The organism is Streptococcus sp. OH4692_COT-348 (assembly GCF_003859975.1).
Taxonomy (GTDB): Bacteria; Bacillota; Bacilli; order Lactobacillales; family Streptococcaceae; genus Streptococcus.
In genome coordinates this window covers 73,578-91,427 of record NZ_RQZB01000001.1, presented here as the reverse complement: position 1 = coordinate 91,427, position 17,850 = coordinate 73,578, and the positions used below count along the sequence as shown (strand labels likewise).

At 41.9% G+C, this 17,850-nt stretch carries 14 protein-coding genes; all 14 read left to right on the top strand.

The window, feature by feature from the left end:
- Positions 1–53: 53 nt before the first annotated feature.
- The 14 genes from EII37_RS00390 (at position 54) to EII37_RS00315 (ending at position 17,842) form a co-directional block, all read left to right on the top strand.
- Complete coding sequence (locus EII37_RS00390; RefSeq protein WP_033679821.1) at positions 54–1,085, top strand: 3-deoxy-7-phosphoheptulonate synthase; 1,032 nt, start codon at positions 54–56, stop codon at positions 1,083–1,085.
- Between the two features lies 1 nt (position 1,086).
- Positions 1,087–2,118: a 3-deoxy-7-phosphoheptulonate synthase gene (locus EII37_RS00385; protein WP_124787214.1), complete on the top strand. Its 1,032-nt coding sequence runs from the start codon at positions 1,087–1,089 to the stop codon at positions 2,116–2,118.
- Between the two features lie 44 nt (positions 2,119–2,162).
- Positions 2,163–2,525, top strand: a complete 363-nt coding sequence (acpS, locus tag EII37_RS00380; protein WP_221620931.1) for a holo-ACP synthase — start codon at positions 2,163–2,165, stop codon at positions 2,523–2,525.
- Positions 2,515–3,618, top strand: coding sequence for an alanine racemase (gene alr / locus EII37_RS00375; RefSeq protein ID WP_124787212.1), 1,104 nt, complete (start codon positions 2,515–2,517; stop codon positions 3,616–3,618). Before acpS ends, alr begins: the two co-directional genes overlap by 11 nt.
- Before the next feature lie 18 nt (positions 3,619–3,636).
- Positions 3,637–5,652: an ATP-dependent DNA helicase RecG gene (gene recG, locus EII37_RS00370; protein ID WP_124787211.1), complete on the top strand. Its 2,016-nt coding sequence runs from the start codon at positions 3,637–3,639 to the stop codon at positions 5,650–5,652.
- 426 nt (positions 5,653–6,078) lie between these two features.
- Positions 6,079–7,059: an acetylxylan esterase gene (locus tag EII37_RS00360; RefSeq protein WP_124787210.1), complete on the top strand. Its 981-nt coding sequence runs from the start codon at positions 6,079–6,081 to the stop codon at positions 7,057–7,059.
- 328 nt (positions 7,060–7,387) lie between these two features.
- Complete coding sequence (locus EII37_RS00355; RefSeq protein ID WP_124787209.1) at positions 7,388–11,140, top strand: SIALI-17 repeat-containing surface protein; 3,753 nt, start codon at positions 7,388–7,390, stop codon at positions 11,138–11,140.
- Between the two features lie 254 nt (positions 11,141–11,394).
- The gene (locus EII37_RS00350; protein WP_001135679.1) at positions 11,395–12,093 is read left to right on the top strand and encodes an N-acetylmannosamine-6-phosphate 2-epimerase; all 699 of its coding nucleotides are present in this window, start codon (positions 11,395–11,397) and stop codon (positions 12,091–12,093) included.
- 113 nt (positions 12,094–12,206) lie between these two features.
- Positions 12,207–13,535, top strand: a complete 1,329-nt coding sequence (locus EII37_RS00345) for an ABC transporter substrate-binding protein (protein ID WP_124787208.1) — start codon at positions 12,207–12,209, stop codon at positions 13,533–13,535.
- A gap of 152 nt (positions 13,536–13,687) precedes the next feature.
- Positions 13,688–14,554 (top strand): carbohydrate ABC transporter permease, encoded by an 867-nt coding sequence (locus EII37_RS00340; RefSeq protein WP_162489245.1) that lies wholly within the window; start codon positions 13,688–13,690, stop codon positions 14,552–14,554.
- 15 nt (positions 14,555–14,569) lie between these two features.
- Complete coding sequence (locus EII37_RS00335) at positions 14,570–15,409, top strand: carbohydrate ABC transporter permease (protein ID WP_001192119.1); 840 nt, start codon at positions 14,570–14,572, stop codon at positions 15,407–15,409.
- A gap of 226 nt (positions 15,410–15,635) precedes the next feature.
- Positions 15,636–16,088: a YhcH/YjgK/YiaL family protein gene (locus tag EII37_RS00325; protein ID WP_124787207.1), complete on the top strand. Its 453-nt coding sequence runs from the start codon at positions 15,636–15,638 to the stop codon at positions 16,086–16,088.
- A 19-nt stretch (positions 16,089–16,107) separates the two neighbouring features.
- Positions 16,108–16,752, top strand: a complete 645-nt coding sequence (locus EII37_RS00320) for a DUF624 domain-containing protein (RefSeq protein WP_124787206.1) — start codon at positions 16,108–16,110, stop codon at positions 16,750–16,752.
- 172 nt (positions 16,753–16,924) lie between these two features.
- Positions 16,925–17,842 (top strand): dihydrodipicolinate synthase family protein, encoded by a 918-nt coding sequence (locus EII37_RS00315; RefSeq protein ID WP_124787205.1) that lies wholly within the window; start codon positions 16,925–16,927, stop codon positions 17,840–17,842.
- Positions 17,843–17,850 lie beyond the last annotated feature (8 nt).

The window sequence follows — 17,850 nt, the reverse complement described above, 5'->3', positions numbered from 1 at the left end:
TGTGAAAAGTAAATTTTTACTTGGTATCCGTTTGCTTTATAAGGAGATGAGTTATGGTATTTACAGCAAAAAGTCCTAAAATTAATATTGAAGAAGTTCGTGCCTTATCAAAATTAGAAGGCCAAGCTTTGGAGAGAAAATCACAGCGCGATCAAGAGCTAGAAGCCATTATACGTGGGGAAGACCAGCGGATTCTCTTGGTAATCGGGCCATGCTCATCTGACAATGAAGAAGCTGTTCTTGAGTACGCTAAGCGTTTGGCAGTCCTACAAGAAGAAGTGGCAGACCGTATCTTTATGGTTATGCGTGTTTACACTGCCAAACCCCGTACCAACGGAGATGGCTATAAGGGATTGATTCACCAGCCTAACACGGCAGAAGCGCCTAGTCTTATCAACGGAATTAAAGCCGTGCGCCATCTTCATTATCGTGTCATCACGGAAACAGGTATGACGACAGCTGACGAAATGCTTTATCCTGAAAATCTTCCGCTTGTGGATGATTTGATTTCTTACATGGCAGTTGGTGCCCGTTCAGTTGAAGACCAGCAACACCGCTTTGTAGCAAGTGGAGCAGATTTTGCGACTGGGTTTAAAAATCCAACCTCAGGAAATCTCAATGTTATGTTTAATGGGATTTATGCTGCTCAAAACAAACAAAGTTTTCTTTTCCTAGGGAAAGAAGTGGAAACAACGGGAAACCCGCTTTCGCACGCCATTCTTCGTGGAGCTACCAATGAGTATGGTAAGAATATTCCCAACTACTACTATGATAATTTGATGGATACCATTGCCCAATATGAGAAAATGGGCTTGGAAAATCCTTTTATCATTGTAGACACCAATCATGACAACTCTGGTAAGCAATACATGGACCAGATTCGAATTGTCCGCCAGACCTTGATTAACCGTGATTGGAATGAAAAGATTAAGCAGTATGTTCGTGGCTTTATGATTGAGTCTTATCTGGAAGACGGCCGTCAAAACGAACCGGAAGTATTTGGCAAGTCTATCACAGACCCTTGCCTAGGCTGGGAAAATACGGAAGCCCTCGTCAGAGAAATCTACCAAACGCTAGGAGAATAAGATGGCATTTATTGAAAAAGGTCAAGAAATCGATATTGAAGCAATCAAGGCGGAAACTCAATTGTCTGCAGAAGCCTTGCGACTAAAGGAGCGTCGTGATAGAGAATTGGCAGACATTATTTCAGGAGAAGATGACCGTATCCTTTTGGTGATTGGTCCTTGCTCTTCTGATAATGAAGAGGCTGTCTTGGAATATGCCCGCCGTTTATCTGCCTTGCAAAAGAAGGTGGCGGACAAGATTTTCATGGTTATGCGTGTTTATACTGCGAAACCTCGTACCAACGGAGACGGCTATAAAGGTTTGGTTCACCAACCAGATACTTCTAAGGCTCCGAGTCTGATTAACGGCTTGCAGGCTGTGCGCCAGTTGCACTACCGCGTGATTACAGAGACTGGTTTGACAACGGCAGACGAGATGCTTTATCCGTCAAATTTGGTCTTGGTAGATGATTTGGTCAGCTACCATGCTGTTGGGGCTCGTTCTGTGGAAGACCAAGAGCACCGTTTTGTGGCTTCAGGGATTGATGCGCCAGTCGGAATGAAAAATCCAACTTCTGGAAATTTGGGTGTCATGTTTAATGGCATCTATGCCGCTCAGAACAAACAGACCTTCCTCTTCCATGGTCAAGAAGTTGAGACTTCAGGAAATCCCTTGGCCCACGTCATCCTTCGTGGGGCAGTTAATGAATATGGGAAAAACGAGCCTAACTTTTACTATGAAACTTTGCTAAATGCCATTGAACGCTATGAAGCCCTGGGACTTGAAAATCCCTTTATCCTCATTGATACCAACCATGATAACTCAGGCAAGCAATATATGGAGCAGATTCGAGTGGTTCGTAAGACCTTGCAAAATCGTGATTGGAATGAGAAGATTAAAAAGATAGTTCGAGGCTTTATGATTGAATCTTACCTAGCAGATGGTCGTCAAAATCAACCAGAGGTCTTTGGTTGTTCCATTACCGATCCTTGCCTAGGTTGGGAGAACACAGAGGCTTTGGTAGAAGAGATTTATGCTACCTTGACAAAATAAGTGAAAAGGATGGAGTTGGGGAATCTCAACTCCTTTTGATGAGAATGATAGTTGGACATGGAATTGACATCGAAGAATTGGCTTCGATAGAAAGCGCAGTTACACGACATGAAGGTTTTGCCAAGCGCGTGCTGACCGCTCAGGAAATGGAACGGTTTAACAGTCTTAAAGGGCGCAGACAAATCGAATATTTGGCTGGTCGCTGGTCGGCTAAGGAGGCCTTTTCCAAGGCTATGGGAACGGGTATTGGAAAGCTTGGTTTTCAGGATTTGGAAGTCTTGAACAATGAACGCGGGGCGCCTTATTTTAGTCAGGCACCATTTTCAGGAAAGATTTGGCTGTCTATCAGCCACACAGATCAGTTTGTGACAGCCAGTGTCATTTTGGAGGAAAATCATGAAAGCTAGTCCACATAGACCAACCAAGGCTCTGATTCATCTGGGAGCTATTCGACAAAATATTCAGCAAATGGGGGCTCATATCCCTCAAGGAACGCTCAAGTGGGCTGTGGTCAAGGCTAATGCTTATGGCCATGGGGCTGTTGCCGTTGCCAAGGCAATTCAGGATGATGTTGATGGTTTTTGCGTTTCCAATATTGATGAAGCCATTGAACTTAGACAAGCTGGACTCAGGAAGAAAATCCTCATTTTAGGAGTTTCTGAGCTAGAAGCTGTTACTCTAGCTAAAGAATACGACATCACCTTGACTGTGGCCGGACTGGAGTGGATTCAAGTACTCTTAGATAAGGAATCAGACCTAACTGGATTGACAGTCCACCTCAAGATTGATTCAGGAATGGGACGTATTGGTTTTCGAGAGGCTAGTGAAGCTGAGCAGACTCAAGACCTGCTTCAACAATACGGTGCTTGTGTTGAAGGGGTTTTTACCCACTTTGCTACTGCAGACGAGGAATCAGATGACTACTTTAATGTCCAGTTAGAACGGTTTAAAACTATTTTGGCTAGTATGAAAGAAGTCCCAGAGCTGATCCATGCCAGCAATTCGGCAACGACTCTTTGGCATGCAGAGACTATTTTCAATGCGGTTCGTATGGGAGACGCTATGTATGGCCTGAATCCTAGCGGAGAGGTCTTGGACTTGCCTTATGACCTGACTCCAGCCTTGACCTTGGAGTCTGCTCTGGTTCATGTCAAGACAGTTCCAGCCGGAGCTTGCATGGGCTATGGAGCGACCTATCAGGCTGATAGCGAGCAAGTCATTGCGACGGTACCAATCGGCTATGCGGATGGTTGGACACGAGACATGCAGAATTTCTCTGTCTTGGTAGATGGGCAAGCTTGCCCAATCGTCGGACGGGTTTCGATGGACCAAATCACCATTCGTCTGCCTAAGCTTTATCCGTTGGGAACCAAAGTAACCTTGATTGGTTCTAACGGGGGCAAGGAAATCACAGCTACTCAGGTTGCGACCTACCGCGGAACCATTAACTACGAGGTGGTTTGTCTTCTCAGCGACCGCATTCCGAGAGAATATTATTAGAAAAGAAAGGAGTGGAGCATGAATCTACATCAACCCTTGCATGTCTTACCTGGTGTGGGACCAAAGTCAGCAGAAAAATACGCCAAACTAGGAATTGAAAACTTGCAAGACCTCTTGCTCTACTTTCCTTTCCGTTATGAAGATTTCAAGACCAAGCAAGTATTGGAACTAGAAGACGGTGAAAAGGCAGTTCTTTCTGGTCAGGTCGTGACTCCTGCCAGTGTTCAGTATTATGGTTTCAAGCGCAATCGTCTGCGCTTTAGCCTCAAGCAGGGAGAAGTTGTTTTTGCGGTGAATTTCTTTAACCAGCCCTATCTTGCTGATAAGATAGAGTTGGGATCAACCCTTGCTGTTTTTGGAAAATGGGATCGCGCCAAGGTTAGCCTGACTGGGATGAAGGTACTGGCTCAGGTGGAGGATGACCTCCAACCTGTTTATCGCTTGGCTCAGGGAATCAGTCAGGCCAGTCTGGTCAAGATCATCAAGACAGCCTTTGATCAGGGGTTGGACCTCTTGATTGAGGAAAATCTTCCCCAGTCTTTGCTGGACAAATACAAACTCATGTCTCGTTGTCAGGCCGTTCGTGCCATGCATTTTCCTAAGGATTTAGCAGAATACAAGCAGGCCCTTCGCCGTATCAAGTTTGAGGAACTCTTTTATTTCCAAATGCAATTGCAGACCCTCAAGTCTGAAAATAGAGTTCAGGGAAGCGGTCTGGTTCTGAATTGGTCTAAGGAAAAAGTGACAGCAGTCAAAGAAAATCTGCCTTTTGCCCTGACTCAAGCTCAAGAAAAGAGTTTGCAGGAAATTTTGACCGACATGAAGTCCGACCATCATATGAATCGTCTCCTGCAAGGGGATGTGGGGAGTGGAAAAACGGTGGTCGCTGGCTTGGCCATGTTTGCGGCGGTGACAGCTGGTTATCAGGCTGCCCTCATGGTACCGACAGAAATCCTTGCAGAGCAACATTTTGAGAGTTTACAGAACCTTTTTCCAGACTTGAAATTAGCTCTTTTGACAGGTTCCTTGAAGTCGGCAGAAAAAAGAGAAGTCTTGGACACCATTGCCAAGGGTGAGGCTGATTTGATTATCGGAACCCACGCTCTGATACAAGATGGGGTGGATTATGCTCGTCTTGGTTTGATTATCATCGATGAGCAGCACCGTTTTGGCGTGGGGCAAAGGCGTATTTTACGGGAAAAAGGAGACAATCCAGATGTACTCATGATGACGGCGACTCCTATCCCACGGACGCTTGCTATCACAGCCTTTGGCGATATGGATGTTTCCATTATCGACCAGATGCCTGCGGGTCGGAAACCCATTGTGACACGTTGGATCAAGCATGAGCAACTAGCTCAGGTCTTGACTTGGTTAGAGGGGGAAATCCAAAAAGGTTCTCAAGCCTATGTCATCTCTCCCTTGATTGAAGAATCAGAGGCTCTGGATTTGAAAAATGCCATTGCCTTATCAGAGGAGCTGACGGCTCATTTTGCTGGTAAGGCAGAGGTGGCTCTTTTACATGGTAAAATGAAGAGTGACGAAAAAGACCAGATTATGCAGGATTTCAAAGAGAGAAAGACGGATATTCTGGTTTCGACGACAGTTATCGAGGTTGGGGTCAATGTTCCTAATGCCACGGTCATGATTATCATGGATGCCGATCGCTTCGGGCTTAGCCAGCTTCACCAGCTCAGAGGTCGTGTTGGTCGGGGGGACAAGCAATCCTATGCTGTTCTCGTTGCTAATCCCAAGACTGATTCTGGGAAAGACCGCATGCGCATCATGACAGAAACCACTAATGGATTTGTCCTTGCGGAGGAAGATCTGAAAATGCGCGGATCGGGTGAGATTTTTGGAACCAGACAGTCAGGTCTCCCAGAGTTCCAAGTAGCTAATATTATCGAAGATTTTCCGATTTTAGAAGAAGCCAGAAAAGTTGCTAGCTACATTAGTTCTATTGAAGGCTGGCAAGAGGATCCAGAGTGGCGCATGATTGCCCTTCATTTGGAAAAGAAAGAACATCTAGATTGAGCTTTCTCTAAGGAAATCTTATACTCAATGAAAATCAAAGAGCAAACTAGGAAGCTAGCCGCAAGCTGTACTTGAGTACGGTAAGGCGACGCTGACGTGGTTTGAAGAGATTTTCGAAGAGTATTAAGCTAGCTTTCAGGTTTGCCCTTTATACTAGAGTCATCAAAAAGAAACGAGGACTCTCACATGACAGTAACGATTAAAGTGAATTACCAAACCACTTTCCAAAAGAAAGAAGCAAAAAACTAAGATTGAATAGGAGAATAAAGGGCGGAAATGCTCTTTTTTCGTTTCTAAAACTACTTTCAGTCCATCAACCCAAAAATAGAGAATCTAAAATCTCTTTCTATTTACCCTTCTTTCTTGCATTGATTTCTTATATGTGCTACAGTTGTGATAGCGATCACAAAATAAAAGGAGCATATTATGAAAAATCCAGCTTTGTTAGAAGAAATCAAGACTTATAGAGGACGGGACGAGGTTCCAGAAGACTTTGATGCTTTCTGGGATGAAGAAGTGAAAAAAGTTTCCAATCTTCCAGCCTATCAGTTGGAGGAAAGAAATTTCCACATTCCTCAAGTCAAGTGCTATGAATTAACCTTTGAAGGAAGCAATAAAGGTAAGGTCTATGCGCGCGTCGTTCTTCCAAAGAGTGAGGAAAAAGTTCCTCTAATCTTCCATTTCCATGGTTATATGGGACGTGGCTGGGACTGGACCGACATGTTGGCATTCACCGTAGCTGGTTACGGCGTTGTTTCCATGGATGTGCGGGGCCAGTCAGGTTACTCGCAAGACGGCTTGCGTTCTCCTCTAGGAAATACAGTTAAAGGACATATCATCCGTGGGGCTGTGGAAGGTCGGGAGCATCTCTTTTATAAGGATGTTTATCTGGATATTTACCAGTTGGTTGAGATTATTGCCAGTCTGCCTCAGGTTGATGAGAAGCGTCTTTCTAGCTATGGTGCTTCACAAGGAGGTGCTCTAGCTCTAGTTGCAGCAGCGCTCAATCCTCGGATTCAGAAAACAGTTGCCATCTATCCCTTCTTGTCAGATTTTAGACGAGTGCTTGAGATTGGCAATACTAGCGAGGCTTACGACGAACTTTTCCGTTATTTCAAGTTTCACGATCCCTTCCATGAAACTGAGGAGGAAATCATGGCGACCCTGGCCTATATCGATGTGAAAAATCTTGCCCATCGTATCAAGGGTGAGGTTAAGATGATTACGGGATTGGACGATGATGTTTGCTATCCTATTACCCAGTTTGCGATTTACAACCGTCTGACCTGCGATAAGGCCTATCGCATCATGCTTGAGTATGCCCACGAAGCCATGAATGTCTTTGTCAATGACCAAGTCTACAATTGGCTATGTGGTAGTGAGATCCCCTTTAAGTACGTAAAATAATGAATGAGAGAGCCCAGTAGCTCTCTTTTTGTTATAAATGTTGAAAGTACTTTTAAAAATATTAAAATATTAAAATATTACTGAAAGTAAAATCTATTCTATGGCAAGCTCGAGATAAACCTATGACTTTATTGTATAATAAAGAAAAAGTGTCTAGGAAAGGAGTGAAAGAGCTACTGTTTGGATTGCAGCTAGCTAAATGTTGAAAGAGAGAAGGAGAGCAACTCTCGTTTATTAATTGCTTTCTTGTGTTTTCCTATGATGGGGAGTAAAAATTTTAAAACAAAAAGAAAGCGCTTTATTTTTTGTGAAATTGAAAGGTAGAAAGATGAATCAAAAGAATTTTGATAGAAAACAAAGATATGGCATTCGTAAATTTGCAGTGGGTGTAGCCTCTGTAACTATTGGTGCAGTAGTGTTTGGAGTAAATCCTGTATTGGCAAATGAACAAGGAAATTCAACTGTAACTGCTGCTGAAAATAATAATCAAGGTTTATCAGAATTACCAAAAGAAGCTTCTTCAGGCAGTCTTGCAAATTTAGATAGTGAATTAGCTGGAAAATTGGCAACAGCGAAAGACAATGGTGTGGAAGTTGATCAGGATAAGTTAAAGAAAAATGAGACTACTGAATCAGAGACGACAACTCCAACAAATGTGACAACTCCAACAAATAAACCTGCAGCTGAAAATACACCAGCTCCTGCTGATAAACCAGAAACAGATTCTGCAACTACAGAGGCAAGTAACAAGGACCAAGATAAAGAAGAAGAGGGAGTTATTCCTCGAGATTATTATGCTAGAGAGTTAAAAAATGTCAACACTGTAGTAGAAAAAGAAGATGTAGAAACCAATCCTTCAAATGGGCAAAGAGTTGACATGAAAGAGGAACTCGACAAGCTTCAAAAACTTCAAAATGCGACCATCCATATGGAATTTAAGCCAGATGCGTCTGCTCCACGTTTTTACAACCTCTTTTCAGTTTCTAGTGATACCAAAGTAAATGAGTACTTCACCATGGCTATCCTTGATAACACAGCTATCGTTGAAGGTCGTGATGCCAATGGAAACCAATTCTATGGTGATTATAAAACTGCTCCTTTGAAGATTAAGCCAGGTCAGTGGAACTCTGTAACCTTTACAGTTGAAAGACCAAATGCAGACCAACCAAAAGGTCAGGTTCGCGTCTATGTAAATGGTGTTTTGTCGCGCACAAGTCCTCAGTCTGGTCGTTTTATTCAAGATATGCCAGATGTCAACCATGTGCAAATCGGTACAACAAAGCGTACAGGAAAAAACTTCTGGGGCGCTAATCTTAAAGTCCGTAATCTAACTGTTTATGATCGTGCCCTTTCTCCAGAAGAAGTTAAAAAACGTAGCCAACTTTTTGAAAGAGGAGAGTTGGAAAAGAAACTTCCTGAAGGAGCAGAAGTAACTGCTAAACTGGATGTTTTTGAAGGTGGGGAGAACCGCAAACCGAATAAAGATGGTATTGCAAGCTACCGTATTCCAGCCCTACTTAAAACTGATAAGGGAACTCTGATTGCTGGAACTGATGAAAGACGCTTGCATCACTCTGACTGGGGTGACATCGGTATGGTTGTTCGTCGTAGTGATGATAAGGGGAAAACTTGGGGAAATAGAATTGTTATCTCAAATCCTCGTGATAATGAGAAGGCTAGGAATCCAGAATGGCCATCACCAGTCAACATTGACATGGCCCTAGTTCAAGATCCAAAGACGAAGCGAATCTTTGCCATCTATGATATGTTCCTTGAAGGTAAGGCTGTATTTTCTCTTCCAGGAAAAGCACCACAAGCTTATGAGCAAATTGGTGACAAGGTTTACCAAATCTTGTACAAACAAGGTGATGCAGGACGTTATACAATTCGTGAAAATGGTGAAGTTTTCGATCCTGAAAATAGAAAAACAGAATACCGAGTTGTAGTGGATCCTAAGAAGCCAGCATACAGTGATAAGGGTGACCTTTACAAAGGCGAAGAACTTATCGGTAATATCTACTTTGAGTATAGTGACAAGAATATCTTTAGGGTTTCAAATACCAACTATCTCTGGATGTCTTACAGTGACGATGATGGTAAAACTTGGTCTGCACCAAAAGATATAACATACGGTATTCGTAAGGATTGGATGCACTTCTTAGGTACTGGCCCTGGTACAGGTATTGCCTTGCATTCAGGGCCTCACAAAGGGCGTCTTGTTATCCCTGCCTACACGACAAATAACGTATCCTATCTAAGTGGTTCTCAGTCTTCACGCGTCATTTACTCAGATGACCATGGTGAAACTTGGCATGCAGGGGAAGCTGTTAATGATAACCGTCCAGTAGGTAACCAAACAATTCACTCTTCAACCATGAATAATCCAGGTGCTCAAAATACGGAGTCAACCGTAGTTCAGTTAAATAATGGAGATCTCAAACTTTTCATGCGTGGATTGACAGGCGATCTTCAAGTTGCTACAAGTAAAGATGGTGGAGCAACTTGGGAAAAAGATGTGAAGCGCTATGCAGATGTCAAAGATGTCTACGTTCAAATGTCAGCTATTCATACTGTGCAAGAAGGTAAGGAGTATATCGTCCTCAGCAATGCAGGTGGTCCAGGACGTTATAATGGTTTGGTGCACGTCGCACAAGTGGAAGCGAATGGGGATCTAACTTGGCTCAAGCACAATCCAATTCAAAGTGGTAAATTTGCTTATAACTCCTTGCAAGATCTTGGAAATGGTGAATTTGGTTTGCTTTATGAGCATGCAGATAACAACCAAAACGAATATACCTTGTCTTATAAGAAATTTAATTGGGATTTCTTAAGAAAGGATATGGTTTCTCCAACCGAAGCAAAAGTTACACATGCAGTTCATATGGGGCAAGGCATTATTGCCATGGAATTTGATTCAGAAGTATTGGTCAATCAAGCACCAACTTTACAACTTGCAAATGGTAAGACAGCTACGTTTATGACGCAGTATGATACCGAGACTCTATTGTTTACAGTAGATCCTGAGGATATTGGTCAAAAAGTTACAGGCTTAGCAGAAGGAGCTATCGAAAGTATGCATAATTTGCCTGTTTCAGTAGTTGGTTCTAAAATTACTCATGGTGTAAATGGAAGCGAAGCTGCGACAAATGAAGTTCCAGAATTTATAGGTGGAGTTAATGGTGAAGAAGGAGCAGTAACTGAAGAAGTTCCTGAATACACAGGCCCATTAGGGACAGCAGGAGAAGAAGCAGCAAAAGTAGAAAAACCAGAATTTACGGGTGGAGTTAATGGCGAAGAAGGAGCAGTTGTGTCAGAAGTTCCTGAATATACAGGCCCATTAGCGACAGAAGTAGAAGAAGCACCAACAGTAGAAAAGCTAGAATTTACAGGTGGAGTTAGTGGCGAGGAGGCTACAGTAACTGAAGAAACTCCTGAATACACTGGCTCCTTAGCAACAGTAGGAAAAGATCCAGCACCAACAGTAGAAAAGCCAGAATTTACAGGTGGAGTTAGTGACGAGGAGGCTACAGTAACTGAAGAAACTCCTAAATACATTGTTCCCGTACCAACAGTAGGAGAAGAACCAGCTCCAACAGTAGAAGAAACGGAATTCACAGGAGGTGTTAATGCGGTTGAAGCAGCGGTCCATGACCTTCCAGAATTCACAGGAGGCGTAAATGCAGTTCTAGCAGCTTCAAATGAGGTTCCTGAATATAAAGGAGGTGCTAATTTTGTCTTAGCGGCTTCAAATGATGTTCCTGAATATAAAGGAGGTGCTAATTTTGTCTTGGCAGCTTCAAATGACCTTCCTGAATATAAAGGAGGTGTCAATGGCGCTGAGGCAGCAGTCCATGAAGTGCTAGAGTACAAGGGAGAAACCAAACCAGTCTTAGTAGCTGCAAACGAAGGTCCAGCTAAGAAGTTATCTCTTGGACAAGATGCTACTTATCAAGCACCAGCGGCTAAACAAAACGAGCTACCAAATACTGGAAGTAAAGAAAACACAACCCTTATTTCTATAGGATTAGTGGCAGGTCTCTTATCTGTCTTTACATTAGGAAAGAAACGAAAAGAAGACTAGACTAGGTTTTGAATAAAATGAATTTAGCTCATCGTTAATGATAAAAGAGATGGCCCATTTGAAAGATGGCTATCTCTTTTTATCATTTTAGGTACTAAGTGAATTGAAAATAAGGCCGAGCTGAAACTACTTTCAGAAACAGCTGTTCTATAAAATACTTTTGAAACTGAAATCTATTCTACTACAAAGTATTGAAAGCGCTTTAAAAATAATATATAATGAACTCATAAGAACAAAGAAAAGGAGGAAAGAGGATGCCACAGATTACTAAAGAAGCCTTGATTGCACAAATCAAAGATGGAATCATCGTTTCTTGTCAGGCCCTTCCTCACGAACCGCTCTATACAGAAGCGGGAGGAGTCATTCCCTTGCTGGTCAAAGCGGCTGAGCAAGGTGGAGCAGTCGGTATCCGAGCAAATAGTGTTCGCGATATCAAGGAAATCAAGGAGGTTACAAACCTTCCAATCATTGGGATAATTAAACGAGATTATCCACCGCAAGAACCCTTCATCACTGCTACTATGAAAGAAGTTGATGAATTGGCAGAACTTGATATAGAGGTCATTGCTCTGGATTGTACCAAGCGTGAACGCTATGATGGTTTGGAGATTCAAGAATTCATTCGTCAGGTTAAGGAAAAATATCCTAACCAGCTCTTGATGGCTGATACAAGTACTTTCGAGGAAGGATTGGCAGCTGTTGAAGCAGGAATCGACTTTGTCGGAACAACCTTATCAGGATACACATCTTATAGTCCAAAGGTGGATGGTCCCGATTTTGAATTAATCAAAAAACTCTGTGATGCTGGTGTAGATGTCATTGCAGAAGGAAAAATTCATACACCAGAACAAGCCAAACAAATCCTAGGATATGGAGTGCGAGGTATTGTTGTTGGTGGCGCTATTACTAGACCAAAAGAGATCACAGAACGCTTTGTTGCTGGTCTCAAATAACACAATCTCAAAACAGAGGAGAGTGGTGGATGCGTCGGATAAAATGAAAACGTATACAAACGCAAAGAACTTATTATCCAATATGGATACGCTTATCAATTAGGAGAATACAAATGAAATTTAGAAAACTAGCTTGTACAGTACTTGCGGGTGCTGCGGTTCTTGGCCTTGCTGCATGTGGTAATTCTGGCGGAAGTAAAGATGCTGCAAAATCTGGTAGCGATAGCGGAAAAACAGAAATCACTTGGTGGGCATTCCCAGTCTTCACTCAAGAAAAAACTGGTGACGGTGTTGGAACATATGAAAAATCAATCATCGAAGCTTTTGAAAAAGCAAATCCAGATGTAAAAGTGAAATTGGAAACCATCGACTTCAAGTCTGGTCCTGAAAAAATCACAACAGCTATCGAAGCAGGAACAGCTCCAGACGTACTTTTTGACGCACCAGGACGTATCATCCAATACGGTAAAAACGGTAAATTGGCTGAGTTGAATGATCTCTTCACAGATGAATTCGTCAAAGATGTTAACAACGAAAATATCGTACAAGCAAGTAAAGCTGGAGACAAAGCTTACATGTATCCAATCAGTTCTGCACCATTCTACATGGCCATGAACAAGAAAATGTTGGAAGATGCTGGAGTTGCAAACCTTGTAAAAGAAGGTTGGACAACTGATGATTTTGAAAAAGTTTTGAAAGCGCTTAAAGATAAAGGGTACACACCAGGTTCATTGTTCAGTTCTGGTCAAGGGGGAGACCAAGGAACACGTGCCTTCATTGCAAACCTTTATGGCGGTTCTGTAACAGACAAAGACGTAACTAAATATACAACAGACGATCCTAAATTCGTCAAAGGTCTTGAAAAAGCAGCTAGCTGGATTAAAGACGGTTTGTTGAACAATGGTTCACAATTTGACGGTGGAGCAGATATCCAAAACTTTGCCAACGGTCAAACATCTTACACAATCCTTTGGGCACCATCTCAAAACGGTATCCAAGCTAAACTCTTGGAAGCAAGTAAAGTAGAAGTGGTAGAAGTACCATTTCCATCAGATTCAGGTAAACCAGCTCTTGAATACCTTGTAAACGGATTTGCAGTATTCAACAACAAGGACGACAAGAAAGTTGCAGCATCTAAGAAATTCGTTCAATTCATCGCAGATGACAAAGAATGGGGTCCAAAAGACGTTGTTCGTACAGGTGCTTTCCCAGTTCGTACTTCATTTGGCAAAGTTTATGAAGACAAACGTATGGAAACAATCAGTGGTTGGACTCAATACTACTCACCATACTACAACACTATCAATGGTTTTGCTGAAATGAGAACACTTTGGTTCCCAATGTTGCAATCAGTTTCAAATGGCGATCAAAAACCAGCTGATGCATTGAAAGCATTTACCGAAAAAGCAAATGAAACTATCAAAAAAGCTACTAAACAATAAACCCTAAACAGATTTTGTAGCCCCTTTTCCCTTTGCACACTGGTGTAAGAAAAGGGGCTTTTATTTAAAAGATATTTCATCATTCTCATAGGAGATTATCAATAAAAGAAAAGGAAAGAGAGGTGCCGACAGTGAAAGTTAATAAAATTCGTATGAGAGAAACTATTATTTCTTATGCTTTCCTAGCGCCAGTTTTATTCTTCTTCGTTGTCTTCGTTTTAGTACCAATGATTATGGGCTTCATCACAAGTTTCTTTAACTACTCTATGACTAGTTTTGAATTTGTGGGCTTAGATAACTATATCCGTATGTTTAAAGATCCTGTCTTTACAAAATCTCTGATTAACACAGTTATTTTGGTTGTTGGATCTGTACCGATTGTTGTTCTCTTTTCGCTCTTTGTGGCGTCGCAAACCTACCATCAAAATGCCATTGCCAGATCCTTCTACCGTTTTGTCTTTTTCCTTCCCGTTGTAACAGGTAGTGTTGCCGTAACAGTTGTTTGGAAATGGATTTATGATCCACTATCAGGGATTCTAAACTTTGTCCTTAAGTCAAGCCACATCATCAGTCAGAACATTTCTTGGTTGGGAGACAAACACTGGGCATTGCTGGCAATTATGATTATCCTCTTGACAACTTCAGTTGGTCAACCAATTATCCTCTACATCGCTGCCATGGGTAATATTGATAATTCACTGGTTGAAGCGGCTCGTGTAGACGGTGCAACTGAATTTCAAGTTTTTTGGAAGATTAAATGGCCAAGCCTTCTTCCAACAACTCTTTATATCGCAATCATTACAACAATCAACTCATTCCAAGTTTTCGCCTTGATTCAGCTTTTGACTTCAGGTGGTCCAAACTACTCAACAAGTACACTTATGTATTACCTTTACGAAAAAGCCTTTCAATTGACAGAATATGGTTATGCCAACACCATCGGTGTCTTCTTGGCAGTTATGATTGCTATCGTAAGCTTTGTTCAATTTAAAGCACTCGGAAACGACGTAGAATACTAAAGAAAGGAGACAGCTATGCAATCTACACAAAAGAAACCTTTAACAGCTTTCACTGTTATTTCAACTATTATCTTGCTCTTGTTGACCGTGCTGTTCATCTTTCCATTCTACTGGATTTTGACAGGGGCCTTCAAATCACAGCCTGATACCATTATGATTCCGCCACAGTGGTTCCCTAAAATGCCAACTATGGAGAACTTCCAACAACTCATGGTGCAAAACCCTGCTATGCAGTGGATGTGGAACTCTGTGTTTATCTCATTGGTAACCATGTTCTTAGTCTGTGCGACTTCATCTCTAGCAGGTTATGTATTGGCTAAAAAACGTTTCTATGGGCAACGCATTCTATTTGCAATCTTCATTGCAGCCATGGCTCTTCCAAAACAAGTTGTCCTTGTACCATTGGTACGTATCGTCAACTTCATGGGAATCCATGACACTCTCTGGGCAGTTATCTTGCCTTTGATTGGATGGCCATTTGGTGTCTTCCTCATGAAACAATTCAGTGAAAACATCCCAACAGAATTGCTTGAATCAGCTAAAATCGACGGTTGTGGTGAGATTCGTACTTTCTGGAGCGTAGCCTTTCCAATTGTGAAACCAGGATTTGCAGCCCTTGCAATCTTCACCTTCATCAATACATGGAACGACTACTTCATGCAGTTGGTTATGTTGACTTCACGTAACAATTTGACCATTTCACTCGGTGTTGCGACCATGCAGGCTGAAATGGCAACCAACTATGGTTTGATTATGGCGGGTGCAGCCCTTGCAGCTGTGCCAATCGTAACAGTCTTCCTAGTCTTCCAAAAATCCTTCACTCAGGGTATTACTATGGGAGCTGTTAAAGGATAATACTCTGCGAAAATCGAATTCAAACTATGTCAGCGTCACCTTGCCATACTTAAGTATTGCCTGCGGTTAGCTTACTAGTTTGCTCTTCAATTTTCATTGAGTATAAGAGAATACAGAGTTATAAGTGTCTACAAAATGTTGGGTATTTGTCTACCATAAAGATTTTGTCAGACACTTATAAACTTAAGAATGATTTTAGTTAACTATCAGAAACGAAGGAAAGAGTATGATTTTTGACGATTTGAAAAACATCACCTTTTACAAAGGGATTCATCCCAATCTAGACAAGGCTATCGACTATCTCTATCAGCATCGTAAAGATTCATTTGAACTAGGTAAGTATGAGATTGACGGAGATAAAGTCTTTCTATTTGTTCAGGAAAATGTCCTCAATCAAGCTGAAAATGATCAATTTGAGCATCATCAAAACTATGCTGACTTACATTTGCTGGTAGATGGGCATGAATATTCGAGCTACGGTTCACGTATCAAAGACGAGGCAGTAGCATTCGACGAAGCAAGTGACATTGGCTTTGTTCATTGTCATGAACATTACCCACTCTTGTTGGGTTATCACAATTTTGCGATTTTCTTTCCAGGAGAACCACACCAGCCAAATGGCTATGCAGGTATGGAAGAGAAGGTTCGCAAATATCTCTTTAAAATTTTGATTGATTAAAAAATCAGGAGGAGCAAATATGGCACAAAAAGGAGTAAGCCTTATCAAGGCAGCATTTGATACAGATAACTTTCTCATGCGTTTTAGTGAGAAGGTCTTGGATATCGTGACAGCCAATCTTCTTTTTGTCGTCTCTTGTTTGCCCATGGTGACGATTGGAGTGGCTAAAATTAGTCTCTACGAGACTATGTTTGAGATTAAGAAGAGTAGACGCGTGCCTGTCTTTAAAATCTATCTAAGAGCTTTCAAGCAAAATCTGAAACTAGGTCTTCAGTTAGGTCTGCTTGAGTTGGGCATTGTCTCATTAAGTCTTCTAGACCTCTATCTCTTTTGGGGTCAGACAGCTATGCCTTTCCAAATGGTGAAAGCTATCTGTCTAGGCGTTCTTATCTTCCTCACTATCGTGATGTTGGCTAGCTATCCCATCGCTGCGCGCTATGATTTGACTTGGAAAGAAGTGCTACAAAAAGGACTTATCTTGGCAAGTTTTAACTTTCCTTGGTTCTTCCTTATGTTAGTTATTCTCTTTCTCATTGTGATGGTTCTTTATCTGTCCGCCTTCAGTTTGCTTTTAGGTGGCTCAGCCTTCCTGCTTTTTGGGTTTGGGCTCTTGGTCTTTATTCAGACTGGATTGATGGAGAAAATTTTCGCAAAATACCAATAGCATGGCTTGTTTCTGAAACTACTTTCAAGCCATAAACATTTCAAAATTCACATCGAAACTAAAATCTAAGTGTACACAAGATATTGAAAGCGTTTTTCACAAGGTGTATACTAAACACGTAAAGAATAAATCCTGCTGTTAGCAGAAAAAAAGAAAACTTAGGAGAAAATCTATGTCAGATTTAAAAAAATACGAAGGTGTCATTCCAGCCTTCTACGCATGTTATGATGATCAAGGAGAAGTAAGTCCAGAGCGTACGCGTGCCTTGGTTCAATACTTCATTGATAAAGGTGTTCAAGGCCTCTATGTTAATGGTTCTTCTGGTGAATGTATCTACCAAAGCGTTGAAGACCGCAAGTTGATTTTGGAAGAAGTGATGGCAGTTGCCAAAGGTAAATTGACCATTATTGCTCACGTTGCTTGCAACAATACCAAAGACAGTATGGAACTTGCTCGTCATGCTGAAAGCTTAGGAGTAGATGCCATTGCAACGATTCCGCCGATTTATTTCCGCTTGCCAGAATACTCAGTTGCTAAGTACTGGAACGATATCAGTTCTGCAGCTCCAAATACAGATTACGTGATTTACAACATTCCTCAATTAGCAGGTGTTGCTTTGACTCCAAGCCTTTACACAGAAATGTTGAAAAACCCACGTGTTATCGGTGTTAAGAACTCTTCTATGCCAGTTCAAGATATCCAAACCTTTGTCAGCCTTGGTGGGGAAGACCATATCGTCTTTAACGGTCCAGATGAGCAGTTCCTAGGTGGCCGTCTCATGGGTGCTAAAGCTGGTATTGGTGGTACATATGGTGCTATGCCAGAACTCTTCTTGAAACTCAACCAGTTGATTGCTGACAAAGATTTGGAAAAAGCGCGTGAATTGCAGTATGCTATCAACGCTATCATTGGTAAACTCACTTCTGCACATGGAAATATGTACGGTGTCATCAAAGAGGTCTTGAAGATCAATGAAGGACTGAACATTGGTTCTGTTCGTTCACCATTGACACCAGTGACTGAAGAAGATCGTCCAGTTGTAGAAGCAGCTGCAGCCTTGATTCGCGAAACCAAGGATCGCTTCCTCTAATCCATAAG